The sequence below is a fragment of the Streptantibioticus ferralitis genome (genome assembly GCF_029223525.1).
GTDB lineage: Bacteria > Actinomycetota > Actinomycetes > Streptomycetales > Streptomycetaceae > Streptantibioticus_A > Streptantibioticus_A ferralitis.
The window spans coordinates 129159-142320 of the sequence record NZ_JARHTQ010000013.1; the positions used below are offsets into that span (position 1 = coordinate 129159).

15 protein-coding genes and 2 tRNA genes are annotated in these 13162 nt (G+C 70.6%); 3 read left to right on the top strand and 14 right to left on the bottom strand.

Annotated features, from left to right (window positions below; translation table 11 throughout):
• Nucleotides 1-13 precede the first annotated feature (13 nt).
• A tRNA-Ala gene (locus tag P2L57_RS20985) sits at nucleotides 14-86 on the bottom strand.
• A gap of 202 nt (nucleotides 87-288) precedes the next feature.
• Between P2L57_RS20985 and P2L57_RS20990 the strand changes: the two genes are divergently transcribed.
• Complete coding sequence (locus P2L57_RS20990) at nucleotides 289-1647, top strand: glycosyltransferase 87 family protein (RefSeq protein WP_372515818.1); 1359 nt, start codon at nucleotides 289-291, stop codon at nucleotides 1645-1647.
• Here P2L57_RS20990 and P2L57_RS20995 read toward each other — a convergent pair whose 3' ends face one another.
• Complete coding sequence (locus tag P2L57_RS20995) at nucleotides 1648-2274, bottom strand: MFS transporter (RefSeq protein ID WP_303656521.1); 627 nt, start codon at nucleotides 2272-2274, stop codon at nucleotides 1648-1650.
• A gap of 17 nt (nucleotides 2275-2291) precedes the next feature.
• Here P2L57_RS20995 and P2L57_RS21000 point away from each other — a divergent pair, with 17 nt between their 5' ends.
• On the top strand, nucleotides 2292-2549 hold the full coding sequence (locus tag P2L57_RS21000; protein WP_275816780.1) for an MmyB family transcriptional regulator: 258 nt from the start codon (nucleotides 2292-2294) through the stop codon (nucleotides 2547-2549).
• Nucleotides 2550-2648: 99 nt separating this feature from the next.
• On the opposite strand, the gene P2L57_RS21005 is transcribed toward P2L57_RS21000, so the two are convergent.
• The 7 genes from P2L57_RS21005 to P2L57_RS21035 form a co-directional block, all read right to left on the bottom strand.
• Nucleotides 2649-2721: transfer RNA gene (locus P2L57_RS21005), tRNA-Ala, on the bottom strand.
• An 86-nt stretch (nucleotides 2722-2807) separates the two neighbouring features.
• Nucleotides 2808-3497 carry a histidine phosphatase family protein gene (locus tag P2L57_RS21010; protein WP_275816782.1) on the bottom strand — a complete coding sequence of 230 codons (690 nt, stop codon included), beginning with the start codon at nucleotides 3495-3497 and terminating at the stop codon, nucleotides 2808-2810.
• A gap of 20 nt (nucleotides 3498-3517) precedes the next feature.
• On the bottom strand, nucleotides 3518-3952 hold the full coding sequence (gene rsfS / locus P2L57_RS21015) for a ribosome silencing factor (protein ID WP_275816784.1): 435 nt from the start codon (nucleotides 3950-3952) through the stop codon (nucleotides 3518-3520).
• Nucleotides 3953-4148: 196 nt separating this feature from the next.
• A complete protein-coding gene (locus P2L57_RS21020; protein ID WP_308292497.1) occupies nucleotides 4149-5810 on the bottom strand; it encodes an LCP family protein in 1662 nt (553 codons plus the stop codon).
• Nucleotides 5811-5854: 44 nt separating this feature from the next.
• Nucleotides 5855-6505 carry a nicotinate-nucleotide adenylyltransferase gene (gene nadD / locus P2L57_RS21025; protein WP_372515820.1) on the bottom strand — a complete coding sequence of 217 codons (651 nt, stop codon included), beginning with the start codon at nucleotides 6503-6505 and terminating at the stop codon, nucleotides 5855-5857.
• Between the two features lie 43 nt (nucleotides 6506-6548).
• Nucleotides 6549-6695, bottom strand: a complete 147-nt coding sequence (locus P2L57_RS21030; RefSeq protein ID WP_275816786.1) for a hypothetical protein — start codon at nucleotides 6693-6695, stop codon at nucleotides 6549-6551.
• Nucleotides 6696-6877: 182 nt separating this feature from the next.
• Entirely contained in the window at nucleotides 6878-7018 is a 141-nt protein-coding gene (locus P2L57_RS21035) for a hypothetical protein (protein WP_275816893.1), read from the bottom strand.
• Between the two features lie 91 nt (nucleotides 7019-7109).
• Here P2L57_RS21035 and P2L57_RS21040 point away from each other — a divergent pair, with 91 nt between their 5' ends.
• Nucleotides 7110-8162 (top strand): M48 family metallopeptidase, encoded by a 1053-nt coding sequence (locus tag P2L57_RS21040; RefSeq protein ID WP_275816788.1) that lies wholly within the window; start codon nucleotides 7110-7112, stop codon nucleotides 8160-8162.
• On the opposite strand, the gene P2L57_RS21045 is transcribed toward P2L57_RS21040, so the two are convergent.
• From P2L57_RS21045 to proB, 5 genes are all read right to left on the bottom strand, one after another.
• Nucleotides 8125-9195 carry an SCO2583 family membrane protein gene (locus tag P2L57_RS21045; protein WP_275816790.1) on the bottom strand — a complete coding sequence of 357 codons (1071 nt, stop codon included), beginning with the start codon at nucleotides 9193-9195 and terminating at the stop codon, nucleotides 8125-8127. The genes P2L57_RS21040 and P2L57_RS21045 overlap by 38 nt on opposite strands.
• Nucleotides 9196-9334: 139 nt before the next feature.
• Nucleotides 9335-9853 (bottom strand): SCO2584 family spore wall biosynthesis protein, encoded by a 519-nt coding sequence (locus tag P2L57_RS21050; RefSeq protein WP_275816792.1) that lies wholly within the window; start codon nucleotides 9851-9853, stop codon nucleotides 9335-9337.
• 92 nt (nucleotides 9854-9945) lie between these two features.
• Nucleotides 9946-11205, bottom strand: a complete 1260-nt coding sequence (locus P2L57_RS21055; RefSeq protein WP_275816794.1) for a glutamate-5-semialdehyde dehydrogenase — start codon at nucleotides 11203-11205, stop codon at nucleotides 9946-9948.
• Between the two features lie 98 nt (nucleotides 11206-11303).
• Entirely contained in the window at nucleotides 11304-11804 is a 501-nt protein-coding gene (locus P2L57_RS21060) for a DUF8830 family protein (RefSeq protein ID WP_275816796.1), read from the bottom strand.
• A gap of 220 nt (nucleotides 11805-12024) precedes the next feature.
• Nucleotides 12025-13122: a glutamate 5-kinase gene (proB, locus tag P2L57_RS21065; RefSeq protein ID WP_275816881.1), complete on the bottom strand. Its 1098-nt coding sequence runs from the start codon at nucleotides 13120-13122 to the stop codon at nucleotides 12025-12027.
• Nucleotides 13123-13162 lie beyond the last annotated feature (40 nt).

Genomic DNA, 13162 nt, shown 5'->3' on the forward strand with positions numbered 1-13162 from the left:
ATTCCATCTCCTGTGGAGCTAAGGGGAATTGAACCCCTGACCTCTTGCATGCCATGCAAGCGCTCTACCAACTGAGCTATAGCCCCAGGTCTTGCCGCTCTGCCGGGAACTCCCGGCGACTCGGTAAACATTACACGGTGTGGGGGACCTTTCGCCAAATCGATCCGGCGACCGCCCTCTGCTGTCCGCCCCCTCCAAAAGGTACTGTCGGCCTTCCGTGCCGCCCGGCCCAAGACCCGGACCACAGGACCGGCCGAGCCACGCCCCGGACCCCAGGAGCCACTCACCGTGACCGCGACGCAGCCGACCTCGGACCCGCGCACCGTCGCGCTGAGGGCGTTCACAGCGCGCCGCCCGACCATGATCGCCGCCCTGGCCTGCCTGGTGTCGTTCACCGGCTTCTGGATCGCGCAGCGCGCCGCGCATGTCTCGATGATCGACCTCATGGTGTACCGGGCCGAGGGCTGGACCGTGCGCACCGGCCGCGACCTGTACACGATGGTGGCCACCGAGGCCAATCTGCCGACCACCTACCCGCCGTTCGCCGCGATGCTCTTCGCGCCCCTGACGTGGCTCGGCGTCCCGGCGATGCGGACCCTGGCCACGGCGGCCAACCTCGGACTGCTGCTGGTCGTTGTGCATCTGTCGCTGCGGTTGGTCGGCCGGCCGCAGCGCGTGCCGCGTGCCGCGACGACCTTCGCCGTGGCCGCCGTGGCCGTGTGGTGCGAACCGGTGTGGACGACGCTGCGGTACGGGCAGATCAACCTCCTGCTCGCGGTGCTGGTGCTGTGGGATCTGACCCGGCGCGCGGGCCACCGCTGGGCCGGGGTCGGCATCGGCGTGGCAGCCGGGATCAAACTGACCCCGGCGCTGTTCGCCGCCTTCCTCGCGCTCGTCGGCGCCGCCCAGGGCTGGCGCCGGCTGCGTACCGGCCGCGGGGTGTGGAATCCGTCGCTGCGCCGGGCCGCGGTGGCGGTCGCCGCCTTCGCGGCGACGGTGAGCGTGGCGGCGGTGGCGCTGCCGCGCGACTCGCACAACTTCTGGACCCGGATGGTCTTCGAGGCCAGCCGGGTCGGCCATACCGAGGAGACCGCCAACCAGTCCGTACGCGGCGTGCTCGCCCGCGCACTGCACACGCCGGATCCCAGCGCGTCATGGCTGGTCACGGCGGCGGTGATCGGGGTTCTCGGGCTGGCGGTCGCGGTGGCGGCCGCGCTGGCCGGCGACCGGCTGCCGTCGGGGGCCGCCTGGGCGGCCTGCGCCTGCGCGGTCACAGCGCTGCTGGTCAGCCCGGTGTCCTGGTCGCATCACTGGGTGTGGTGCGTGCCGATGGTGCTGCTGCTCGCCTCGGAGGCCCTGCGGCGCCGCGATCCGCTGTGGCGCATCGGAGCCGCCCTGACCGGGCTGCTGTTCTGCTCCTTCCTGCTGTGGGCGGTGCCGCACACTCCCGGCCGCCGCTTCGAACTGCACCAGAACGCCGGGGAGATGCTGCTCTCCGCCGTCTATCCGCTGGCCGGCCTGGCGTTCCTGGCGGTCGCCGGAACGCAGGCGGTACGGGCCCTGCGCACACCGCGCGACCACCCTCGTGCGGTCATTCCAGCCCAGTCCCGCGGACGGCGGAGCGACCAGGCGTACGCCGACCGCTGATCAGCGTCTGTGTGACGCCCCGGCCAGCGCCCCCAGCAGCGCGGTACCGGCCAGCGCCACCGCCGTCACCCACACGCCCAGCGCGGAAGCATGTGCTCCGGCCGATCCGGAACGGGCGTAGTAAGAAACCCGGTTGAGGTACAGCGTGCCCAACGTGGCGATGCCGACCAACTGGCCGAGCTGGGTGACGGTCACCAGCAGCCCGCTGGCGTCGGCGGCGTCCTGCGCCGGCACGCTCCCCAGCGCCCGGGTGAGGTTCGGGCTGTACGCGAACCCCACGCCCAGCCCGGCGGCCGCCATGGCCGCGTAGAGCCACGCACCGCCGCTGCCGCCGTCCCGTAGCAGCAGCCCGCACAGTACGCAGGCCGAGCCCGCGATGACGAAGCCGGACGGCACCAGTGCGGCGTGCCAACGCTCCGTCATCCGCCGCCAGTTGAGACCGACCGCGCCGAGGGCGAGCGCGGCGGGCGCGAACAACAACCCGGCGTGCAGCGCGTCGCGGCCGAGGCCGGACTGCAGATGCAGCGCGAAGGAGAACATCAGCCCGGCGTTGAGGGCCATGACCAGACCGATCTGCACCACAGCGGTGCGTATCCCGGGAGCCCGGAACACCCGCGCCGAGATCAGTGGAGTGCCCCCGCGCCGTGCGACGTGGCGCCACCGGGCGGCGAGTCAAGATCATCGACTATCCGGGGGTGGGCGAACTGCGCCTGGTGTCAACCTCGTTGGCGATCGACGGCATGCCGGAACACCGCATCGTCGTCTACAACCCGGAGGACGAGGACACCCACACCCGCCTTGAGCAACTCCGCACCCTGGACGACCCGGTGATCGGCTGCCCGGTACGCGGCCGCCCGGTCTCCCGCATCCTGGCGGAACGCGAGAAGGCCCGGGAGGGGTAGCGCCGGTCCGGCGGGGCCTCCGGCCCGAAGAGCGACGGGGGCGCGGCCTCAACAAGACCGCATGACAAAACGGGCCATCCATTGGATGACCCGTTGCTGTGGAGCTAAGGAGAATTGAACTCCTGACCTCTTGCATGCCATGCAAGCGCTCTACCAACTGAGCTATAGCCCCGCTGTTCTCAGCTTGTCTCCTTGCCGGGAACGAGTAGAAGCTTAGCCGGTGACCTGCTGATTCGCGAAATCGGCGGTCAGCGCCGGTCAGACGTCGTCGCCGAGGACCGGCTGCGGCAGGGTGCCCGCGTTGTGCTCCAGCAGCCGCCAACCACGCGCGCCCTGGCCGAGCACCGACCAGCAGCAGTTGGACAGACCGCCGAGCGACTCCCAGTGCGCCGGTTCCAGGCCGAGGAGGCGGCCGATGGTGACCCGGATCGCACCTCCGTGGCTCACCACGAGCAGCGTGCCGTCCTCGGGCAGCTTCTCCACCTCGCGCAGCACCACCGGCGCCGCCCGATCGGCCACTTCGGTCTCCAGCTCGCCGCCACCGCGCCGCACCGGCTCCCCGCGCTTCCAGGCCAGGTACTGCTCGCCGTACCGCTCCCTGATCTCGGTGCTGGTCAGGCCCTGCCAGGCGCCCGCGTAGGTCTCCCGCAGCGCCTCGTAGAACGTCGGCTGAAGACCGGTGACGGCGGTCAGCTCGGCGGCGGTGGCCGTGGCCCGCCGCAGGTCGGAGGAGATCACCACATCCGGCTTGAGGGCGGCGAGCAGCCGGGCCGCCCGGCGCGCCTGGGCGACGCCGGTCTCGGTCAGCGGGATGTCCGTGGAGCCCTGGAAGCGGCGCTCCAGGTTCCACGCGGTCTGGCCGTGCCGCCACAGGACGACGCGACGCCCGCGGCCGTTCTTACGGCCGGGCTCCCGCTCGGCCGTACCCTGCTGTGCCCCGCCGGTCACCGGCGGCTGGTCCTGGGCGCTCAGCTCAGCTCTCCGTCCACCTCGGCGGCCCGCTGCTTCGCGTACTCCGCGGCCTTACCGCGGGTCGCCACGGCGTCCTTGGGCAGCTCGATCTCCGGGCAGTCCTTCCACAGCCGCTCCAACGCGTAGAAGACCCGCTCCTCGGAGTGCTGGACGTGCACCACGATGTCGACGTAGTCAAGCAGTACCCAGCGGCCGTCACGCTCGCCCTCGCGGCGCACCGGCTTGGCGCCCAGCTCCTTGTGCAACCGCTCCTCGACCTCGTCGACGATCGACTTGACCTGGCGGTCGTTGGGAGCGGAGGCGAGCAGGAACGCGTCCGTGATGGCCAGCACGTCGCTGACGTCGTAGGCGATGATGTCGTGCGCGAGCTTGTCGGCTGCCGCCTGGGCGGCGGCGGTGATCAGCTCGATGGAGCGGTCCGTGGCGGTCACAAGCCAAGCTTTCCGATCGGGAACGGGTACGCCTCCAGGGTCTCATGCCGCGGTGACATGCCCTCCCGTCGCCCACCCCCACCCTCAACGGAGCCCCCTCGGGGCGCAGCGCCCACACCCGTCGCCCACCACCACCCTCAACCGACACCCTCCGGGGCGCAGTGCCCACTCGCGAGTTTTCGGCTCGCTTGTTGGGTCACCCCTTGTAGTCGCCGCCCAGCACCACCGTGACGTCCGCGTTGTTGGCGCCCTGCCCCTTGGTGACGGCGCTGTCCGGCAGTCCCAGGGTCTTGGCCAGCTCCTTGGCGGTCTTTGCCTGGTTGTCGGAGCTGTAGAGCACCTGCGACCTGGTCTGCGGCGTAGCGGACCCGCCGTCCACATAGGTGTAGCCGGAGTTGACCACCGCGACCTGGGCGGCGGCCGCCGCCTTCTTGCCGCCGGTGGCGTCGCGCACCGCGACCCGCGGGATGCCGCTGGGGTTGGTGTTCTTCACGGTGCCGCCGAGGACGTCCTTGACCACGCTGTTGGTGGCCTGCTCGCTGAGGGTGCCGTCGGGCTGGACGGGCAGCATGGCGGTCGCGTAGTGGCCGGACTTCTCCTGGTCGGCGAGGTGCGCCAAGGTGGCGCCGAGCTGGGCGTCGCTCAGTGACGGGTCGGGGATGGCGCCCAGGCTGTCGACGATCTTGGTGGCGGTGGCGCCGTCGCTCGGCAGCTTCATCAGCACCCCCTGCATGACCTGCCCGAACCGCGTCAGCTGCTTGTTCTGCGGCTCACCGGGGCCGCGGTAGCCGGCGTACGCCACCGCCGCCTGCCCGTTCAGCTCCTGCTGCCGGCCCGCGTTCACCAGGGTCTTGCCGCCGGAGGTGACCGCGGTGTCGGTGTCGACGGTGATGCCGCCCACCGCATCGACCAGGATCTCCAGATAGGGCGTGTCCAGCCGCCAGGTGCCCTGGATGTTCGCGCCCAGCAAGGCGTTGAGGGCGTCGCGGGTGGGGCCGGCGCCCTGGTCCACGACCGACTTGCCGAGCGTCGTGGTGCCGCCATCGGCGTTCACGGAAAGGGAGTTGGGGAGCAGGACGGTGGTGCCCTTGCCGGTGGTCTCGTTGCCCACCAGGAGCGCGGTGGAGCTGTCGTTGCTGTCGACCTGGCGTAGATGCACCACGATGACATCACGCTTCTGGGCGCCGGTCGCCTGCGCCGCGGCGCCGCCCTTGCCGAACCCCGGCAGCTTTCCGGCCTGCCAGAGGTAGCCGACACCGCCGACGAGAGCCAGCACCAGCAGCACGACCAGGGCCACGACCCGGGTGCGGCCGCGCCGCTTGCGTTCATCGCGGCGCTCGGTGCGGGACTCGGAGAACGCCAGCCAGTCGATGACGTCCTCGGCCTGCTCGTCCTCGTCCTCGACGAAGGCGAACTGCTCGGTCTGGAACTCGCGGGGCGCCTCCTCGTCGCGGCGCGGCGGCACGGTCGGCGGGGACTGCCGCTCCGCCGCGGGCGGCGGCTCCTGTTGGCGCGGCTGCGGAACCTGGTACCGCTGTTCGTCATAGGACGGCTGGGGGTACGCCGCCGGGTCCTGATAGCCCGGCTGCTGGTAGGTCTGGTAGCCCTCGTGGCCCTGGTAGCCGCCCGGCTGCTGGTAGTCCGGGGGGTACGGCTGCTGGACGTACCCCTGCTGCGGGTACTGCGGATCCGGGTACGGGGCGTACTGCTGCTGGCCCTGGTAGTACGCCGGGTCGTATTCCTGCTGCGGGGCCTGCTGCTGCGGGGCCTGCGGGTACGGGTCGTAGCCCTGCTGCCCCTGCTGCCGGTATCCACCCGCGTACGGGTCCTGGCCGTAGTGCTCCTGGTCGCCGCTCACGGGTGGTGCCCTCCAGATCAGTAGACGAGTTCCGCGGGCATTCGCTACCCGACGTCCCGGTACAGATTCCGCTTGTTGATGTAGCGCACCACACCGTCGGGCACCAGATACCAGACCGGTTCGCCCTGCGCCACGCGGTCTCTGATCTCGGTCGACGAGATCGCCAGAGCGGGTACCTCGACCAGTGACACGCCCCCGTTGGGGATGCCCGGGTCGGACAGGGTGTGCCCGGGCCTGGTCACGCCGATGAAGTGTGCCATCGAGAAGAGTTCCTGGGCGTCCCGCCAGGAGAAGATCTGTGCCAGCGCGTCGGCGCCGGTGATGAAGAAGAGGTCCACGTCGCCGTACTCGGCCCGCAGGTCCCGCAGGGTGTCGAGGGTGTAGGTACGACCGCCGCGGTCGATGTCGATGCGGCTCACCGAGAACTGCGGGTTCGACGCGGTCGCGATGACCGTCATCAGATAGCGGTCTTCCGCCGGGGAGACGCGCTTGTGTTCCTTCTGCCAGGGCTGACCGGTCGGCACGAACACGACCTCGTCGAGATGGAAGAGGCTCGCGACCTCGCTAGCCGCCACCAGGTGACCGTGGTGGATGGGATCGAATGTCCCGCCCATCACACCGAGTCGTTTCTTCACTGGCCCAGCCCCTCCGTCAGCGGTCGCGGAGGGGCGCACGGACGCCGCCTGCTCTCCCATGCGAGCACACCCTACTTGGCCCCTCGGGGAGCGCCGACCCGGATCAGCGGTCCCGGTTGAAGCGCGTGGTGATCCACAGCAGGAGCAGCAGGATGAACAGCGCGCCGCCGCCGGTGAGGTACGGGCTCAGGCTCTCGTGGTTGCCGCCTTCGGCGAGCTGCGTCAGAGCTGCTGGGAGGTTTGCGGTCATGGTCGGCAGGACCCCTTGCGGTCGAGGATGCGGTCGAGTCGCGGTGAGTCGCCGGGCGGCGGACCGGGCCGGAAACTCGTGCCACATGGTACGTGCGGGGCGTCAGGAACCCTACGCAGCCCCCGCGCGTCCTGACTTCGTACGCCTTCGCGTACCCGAACACCGAACCGAGTAACCGACCGTCAGTCCTTGTCCCCGTAACCACGCAGCAGGAACCACGCGAGGAAGGCCACTCCAAGCACCGCGACGACGATGACGATGGGCAAGAGCTCGCTGGAGACCGGTGCCCCGTCGGCGAGGTGGTACATCACGGCGTTCTGCATGCTTCTCAGCGTAGTCCTGTCACAGACGGGCCCTATCGTGGGGTGTGTCAGGGGGACGAGCACGAACTGGCTATCAGGGGATTGAGGCCCAATGACCGTGCCGAACGAATCGAACGACAAGGTGCCGAGCCGTAACCGCACCCGCTTCCCGGGGATCTCGTCGCGTGCCTACGAGCATCCCGCGGACCGCTCGGCGCTGGTGGCGCTGCGCAAGCTGAGCGGTTTCGACACCGTGTTCAAGGCACTCAGCGGGCTGCTGCCCGAGCGGTCACTGCGGCTGCTGTTCCTGTCGGACTCGGTGCGGGTCAGCGAGCAGCAGTTCCCGCACCTGCACACCATGCTGCGGGACGCCTGCTACATCCTGGACCTGGAGAAGGTCCCGCCGATGTACGTCAACCAGGACCCGCAGCCCAACGCCATGTGCATCGGCCTGGACGAGCCGATCATCGTGGTCACCACCGGTCTGGTGGAGCTCCTCGACGAGGAGGAGATGCGAGCGGTCGTCGGACACGAGGTGGGCCACGCACTGTCCGGCCATGCGGTGTACCGCACGATTCTGCTGTTCCTCACCAATCTGGCACTTCGGGTGGCGTGGATCCCGCTGGGCAACGTGGCGATCATGGCGATCGTCACCGCACTGCGCGAGTGGTTCCGCAAGTCGGAGCTGTCGGCGGACCGGGCGGGGCTGCTGGTCGGCCAGGACCTGCAGGCGTCCATGCGCGGACTGATGAAGCTGGCCGGCGGCAACCACCTGCACGAGATGAACGTGGACGAGTTCCTCAAGCAGGCGGAGGAGTACGAGTCCGGCGGCGATCTGCGCGACTCGGTGCTGAAGATCCTCAACGTGCTGCCGCGCAGCCACCCCTTCACCACGGTCCGGGCGGCCGAGCTGAAGAAGTGGGCGGACAGCCCCGACTACCAGCGGATCCTGGACGGGAACTACCCGCGCCGCGAGGAGGACAAGGACACCTCGGTGTACGACTCCTTCAAGGAGTCCGCGAACCACTACGCGGACCATGTGAAGTCCAGCAAGGACCCGCTGATGGGCCTGATCAGCGACATCGCGTCGGGCGCCGGGGACATCGGCGGCAAGCTCCGCGACCGGTTCACCGGCGGCTCGGGCTCGGGCTCGGACCGGTCCTGAGCAGCCCGCAGACCGAGGTGACCGGCTTGCCGTGGTCGTAGGGGTCCACTCCGGCCCCCGAGCTCACGCTCTGCCCGGCCAGCAGCGGTCGGAAGTACCCGGCCGGGTCGCCCGCGCAGGTGAGCGGCCCGGCCTCGACCGCTGCCTGCTGCACCTGGACCTGGCGGTTGCCCAGGTCGGCGCGGTCGAAGTACAGCTTCAGCTGCCGCCGCACGGTGAACAGCGAGGCCTGGCCGGGCCCGGTGCCGATGGCCCGCACCGCGTAGACCATGGTGTGGTCGGTGAAGATCTGCAGGCCGTCGGCGCCCTGCTCGCTCACGGTCATGGTGCCGCGCACCCGCACGCCCGGGTCGGCCAGCGCGATCCGGGCGGGGTCGAAGCGGACCAGCCAACCGGTCGCGGCGTACTGTCCGTCGTCTGCCGGGCGGGCGAGGCTGCGGTCGAACTGGTCGAGCTGGCCGGGGTTGAGCAGCTCGCGGACGGCGCGTACATCGCCGCCGGTGAGCGCGGCCTGTTCGACCGAGGAGGCGACCAGGTACTCCTTCGCGGTGGTCAGGGCCTGTAGGACCTGGCTCTGGGAGAAGTGGTCGGTGGCGCTGATCTGGGGCAGGGTGATGCCCTCGGCGCCCACCTGGTAGCGCGCCACGTCATCGGCGGCGAAGAGCCGGCCGGCGGCGGCGACCGGCACCGGGCCCTGCGGTGTCAGCGGAACCAGGGTTATCCGCAGCGGATCGACATCCGGAGGCGCGGTGGGCCGGTACGGGTGACGTATGCCCAGGTAGATGGCGGTACCGAAGGCGAGCGCGATCAGCAGGACCAGGACGAGCGCCTGGCGTCCGGCGCCCGCCCGGCCCAGCGGACGCCGGGTCCGCACCGCACGGGACATTCCGCCCATACGTTCCTGCGCCGAGAACTCCTGTATGCGGGCAGCCCGGACAAACGACTCGTCGAACACGACGGATCGGTACTCGTCGTCACCGCCCCCCGGGACGCCCTCGGGTGTCCCCTCCGGAGGGTCTGCATGCCCGGCCATACAACAAGAGTAGGTCGGCCATGCCGCAGGTGAACGCCCCGGTACCAGACAAGTTTTGAGCAAGCGTCACAAACCGCTCGGAGCCGTCCCCCCGCGGGCACCAGGACATCGGCCCGGCAGGCATCCCGGGCCCGCCGCCTCAGGGCCCGGTGGAGGAGGCCACCCTGACCTGCGGTGGCGCGGTGTCCACCCGTCCGGTCGCGGGCAGGGGCGCGGGCTGCCGACCGCCGCCCCCGGCGCCACGGTAGACGGCGACGAAGGTCAAAGCGATCACCCCGATACCCATCACCAACGCCAGCACCCATGCGATGGTGCGGTGCCAGCGGGTGTGGCTGCGATAGGCGTGGCGGTGCGGGCGACCGTAACCGCCGAAGTGGTCCTGGTCGGCGTCGTCCGCGAAGCGGCCGGGCCGGTAGCCGTCGTGGCGGAGGGTCTCGTCGTCGAGGCCGTCGTCCTCGGCGCCGCCGATCCTGGTCCGCGCTGCGTCGGCTTCCGCCAGGGCCTGGGCGGCGGCGAGCAGTCGCTCGTGCGCGGTCGGCTCATGGAGCGTCGCCGCCCGCACGAAGGCCTCGTCGAAGACCACGGATGCGAACTCGTCGTCCGCGCCGCCGTGGTCCTCACCGTCCGGGAACGGCTTACCGCCCACATCCTCAGGCACCCGTCCAGGGTAAGCCCGGGATGGTCGCGTTGGGCAGGGAGAAGGCGAATTCGGCAGTGGTGACCGCCACTTCGCGCCAGAAAGGTGCGGTCTCAGCGGATATGGCCGTCGCCGGTCACCACGTACTTCGTGGAGGTCAGCTCGGGCAGGCCCATCGGCCCGCGGGCGTGCAACTTCTGTGTGGAGATGCCGATTTCGGCACCGAAGCCGAACTGGCTGCCGTCGGTGAACCGGGTCGAGGCGTTCACCATCACGGCGGTGGAGTCCACCAGGGAGACGAAGCGGCGGGCCGCGGCCTGGTCGCGGGTGATGATGGCCTCGGTGTGCCCCGAGGACCACTGCCGGATGTGCGCCACGGCCGCGTCCAGGTCCGGGACGACGGCGGCCGCGATGTCGTACGACAGGTACTCGGTCGCCCAGTCCTCGTCGGTCGCCGGAACGACGGTGTCCGACGCGCGCTGCCAGCTCGGGTCGCCGTGCACGGTCACCCCCGCCTCGGCGAGCGCGGCCAGCGCCCGCGGCAGGAAGGCATCGGCGACGGCCGTGTGCACCAGTACCGTCTCCGCGGCATTGCACACACTGGGCCGCGACGCCTTGGCGTTGACCAGGACCCGCACGGCCATGTCGAGGTCGGCGTGCTCGTCCACGTACACATGGCAGTTGCCGACACCGGTCTCGATGACCGGCACCGTGGACTCCTCCACGACCGTCCTGATCAGCGAGGCGCCACCGCGCGGAATGAGGACGTCCACCAGGCCGCGGGCTCGCATCAGCTCCTTGACGGACTCACGGCTCTCGCCGGGCACCAGTTGCACGGCGTCGGCGGGCAGCCCGGCCGACTCCACCGCGTCCCGCAACACCGCGACCAGCGCGGTGTTCGAGGCGTACGCGGACGAGGAGCCGCGCAGCAGCACCGCGTTGCCCGACTTCAGGCAGAGCGCGGCGGCGTCCACGGTGACGTTGGGACGGGCCTCGTAGATGATGCCGACAACACCGAGCGGCACCCGGACCTGGCGCAGTTCCAGACCGTTGGGCAGCGTGGAGCCGCGGACCACCTCACCGACCGGGTCCGGCAGCGCCACCACCTTGGCCACATCCGCGGCGATGGCCTCGATCCGCTCGGGGGTCAGGGTCAGCCGATCGATGATCGCCTCGCTGGTCCTGTTGACCCGGGCCTTGGCGATGTCCTCGGCGTTGGCCGCGACGATCTCCTCGGTACGGGCGCGCAGCGCGTCGGCGATCACGAGCAGCGCACCGTCGCGCACGGCCCGCGGCAGCGGCGCGAGCACGGCGGCGGCCGCCTTCGCACGGCGGGCGGTGTCGAGTACGGGCGAGGTTGCGCTACTGGTCATGAGGGAAGCCTACTGAGCCGCGGCGGCATGCCGGCCATGATTCCGCCATGCAAGACGCGTGCTGGTACGCACCGGCTAACCCCGATTCGAGCGGACCCTCAATAGGGGTGCACGCCGACCGGCGTGGCCGGGGGTGGGCCGTAGCCCTCCGCGACACGTTGGTGGTACGTCTCGCGGTCGATGACCTCAAGGCCGACGATCTCCCAGGGCGGCAGCTTGGCTGTGGCGCGGTGCTCACCCCACAGCCGCAGCGCGATGGCCGCCGCGTCGTGCAGATCGCGCGCCTCCTCCCAGTAGCGGATCTCCGCGTGGTTGGTGGCGTAGCGGCTGGTGAGCAGGAACGGGTGGTCATGGGCAAGCTGCTCCAGCGCCCGCCGGACCTCCGCCAGCGGCGCCTCGTCGCCCGAGACGCTGAGCGTGACATGCCACAAGCGGGAGGCGTTGCGCTCCCGGGTCTGCGATTCCGGCTCCGGACCCTGCGCGGGACGGTCCGTCTGTATGCCGTCGACGCTGGTCAGGGTCCGTTCCTCGCCCACAGCACTTCGTGCGTGGGAGGGACCCCCACCTCGGGGCAGCGCCCCTGGGCGCCCTCGTCTCACCGGCGGCCTCCTGTATGCGTTCTCCGCCTTGGGGTAAGCGGGTTGTGGTGCGGGGGTCTGGCGCTTGTGCCTTGGTCGTCCAACGGGCGTTCTTGTTTGGAGTTTCCTGTGTGGAAACGGTCCCCCGCATCAAAGTTGACCAGTCCCGGGCCGACCGCGGGGCGTTTTTCCTCAAGAAGCCCTCGGATCGTCGACCAGCTCACCAGCCTTCACACCGCCTTCACCGCAGCACAACGAGGTCGTCGCGGTGCACGACCTCGCGCTCGTACGCGGGGCCGAGTTCCGCGGCGAGCTCTCTGGTGGAACGGCCGAGCAGCCTCGGCAGTTCCTTGGCGTCGAAGTTGACCAGACCGCGGGCGACGGCCCGGCCGGTCTCGTCCACCAGATCCACCGGGTCGCCCGCCGAGAAATGGCCCTCAACTCCGGTCAGTCCAGCGGGCAGCAGCGAGGTGCGCCGTTCCACGACCGCCTTGACCGCGCCGGCGTCCAGCCGCAGCGCGCCGCGCGGGCTCGACGCGTGCGCCAGCCACAGCAGCCGGTCCGCCGAGCGCTTGCCGGTGCGGTGGAACAGGGTGCCCGTCGGGCGCCCGGCCAGCGCGTCCGCGGCGTGCGTCGCCGAGGTGAGCACCACCGGGACACCGGCTGCCGCGGCGATACGAGCCGCCTCCACCTTGGTCACCATGCCCCCGGTGCCAACCCCGGCCTTGCCCGCGCTGCCGATCGACACACCGTCGAGGTCCTCGGGGCCCGCCACCTCGTCGATCCGCTGGGCGCCCGGGCTGCGCGGATCGCCGTCGTACAGCCCGTCCACATCGGAGAGCAGCACCAGCAGGTCCGCGCGCACGAGGTGGGCGACGAGCGCCGCCAACCGGTCGTTGTCGCCGAACCGGATCTCGTCGGTGGCGACGGTGTCGTTCTCGTTGACGATCGGCAGGGCGCCCATGGCCAGCAGCTTGTCCAGGGTGCGGACGGCGTTGCGGTAGTGGGCCCGGCGGCTGACGTCGTCGGTGGTCAGCAGCACCTGGCCGACGCGGATCCCGTACCGTGCGAAGGACGCGGTGTAGCGGGCGACCAGCAGTCCCTGGCCGACGCTTGCGGCCGCCTGCTGCCGGGCCAGATCGCGCGGTCGTTTGGCCAGACCCAGCGGAGCCAGCCCGGCGGCGATCGCACCCGAGGAGACCAGCACGATCTCCTTGCTGTCCCGGGACTTCGCCAGGACGTCCACCAGCGCGTCCACCCGGTCGGCGTCAAGGCCGCCCGCGGCGGTGGTCAGCGAGGACGAGCCGACCTTGACGACGACCCGGCGAGCGGTCGCCACATCGGCCCTGAAGCGTGCGTCCTGTCGCCCTACCACCGCG

What these genes read in the sequence shown, in the direction of transcription:
- nadD (WP_372515820.1), bottom strand. Translation starts at nt 6,505, where the DNA reads ATGGGAGAGCAGGCGGCGTCCGTGCGCCCCTCCGCGACCGCTGACGGA.
- P2L57_RS21030 (WP_275816786.1), bottom strand. Translation starts at nt 6,695, where the DNA reads ATGACCGCAAACCTCCCAGCAGCTCTGACGCAGCTCGCCGAAGGCGGC.
- P2L57_RS21035 (WP_275816893.1), bottom strand. Translation starts at nt 7,018, where the DNA reads ATGCAGAACGCCGTGATGTACCACCTCGCCGACGGGGCACCGGTCTCC.
- P2L57_RS21040 (WP_275816788.1), top strand. Translation starts at nt 7,110, where the DNA reads ATGACCGTGCCGAACGAATCGAACGACAAGGTGCCGAGCCGTAACCGC.
- P2L57_RS21045 (WP_275816790.1), bottom strand. Translation starts at nt 9,195, where the DNA reads ATGGCCGGGCATGCAGACCCTCCGGAGGGGACACCCGAGGGCGTCCCG.
- P2L57_RS21055 (WP_275816794.1), bottom strand. Translation starts at nt 11,205, where the DNA reads ATGACCAGTAGCGCAACCTCGCCCGTACTCGACACCGCCCGCCGTGCG.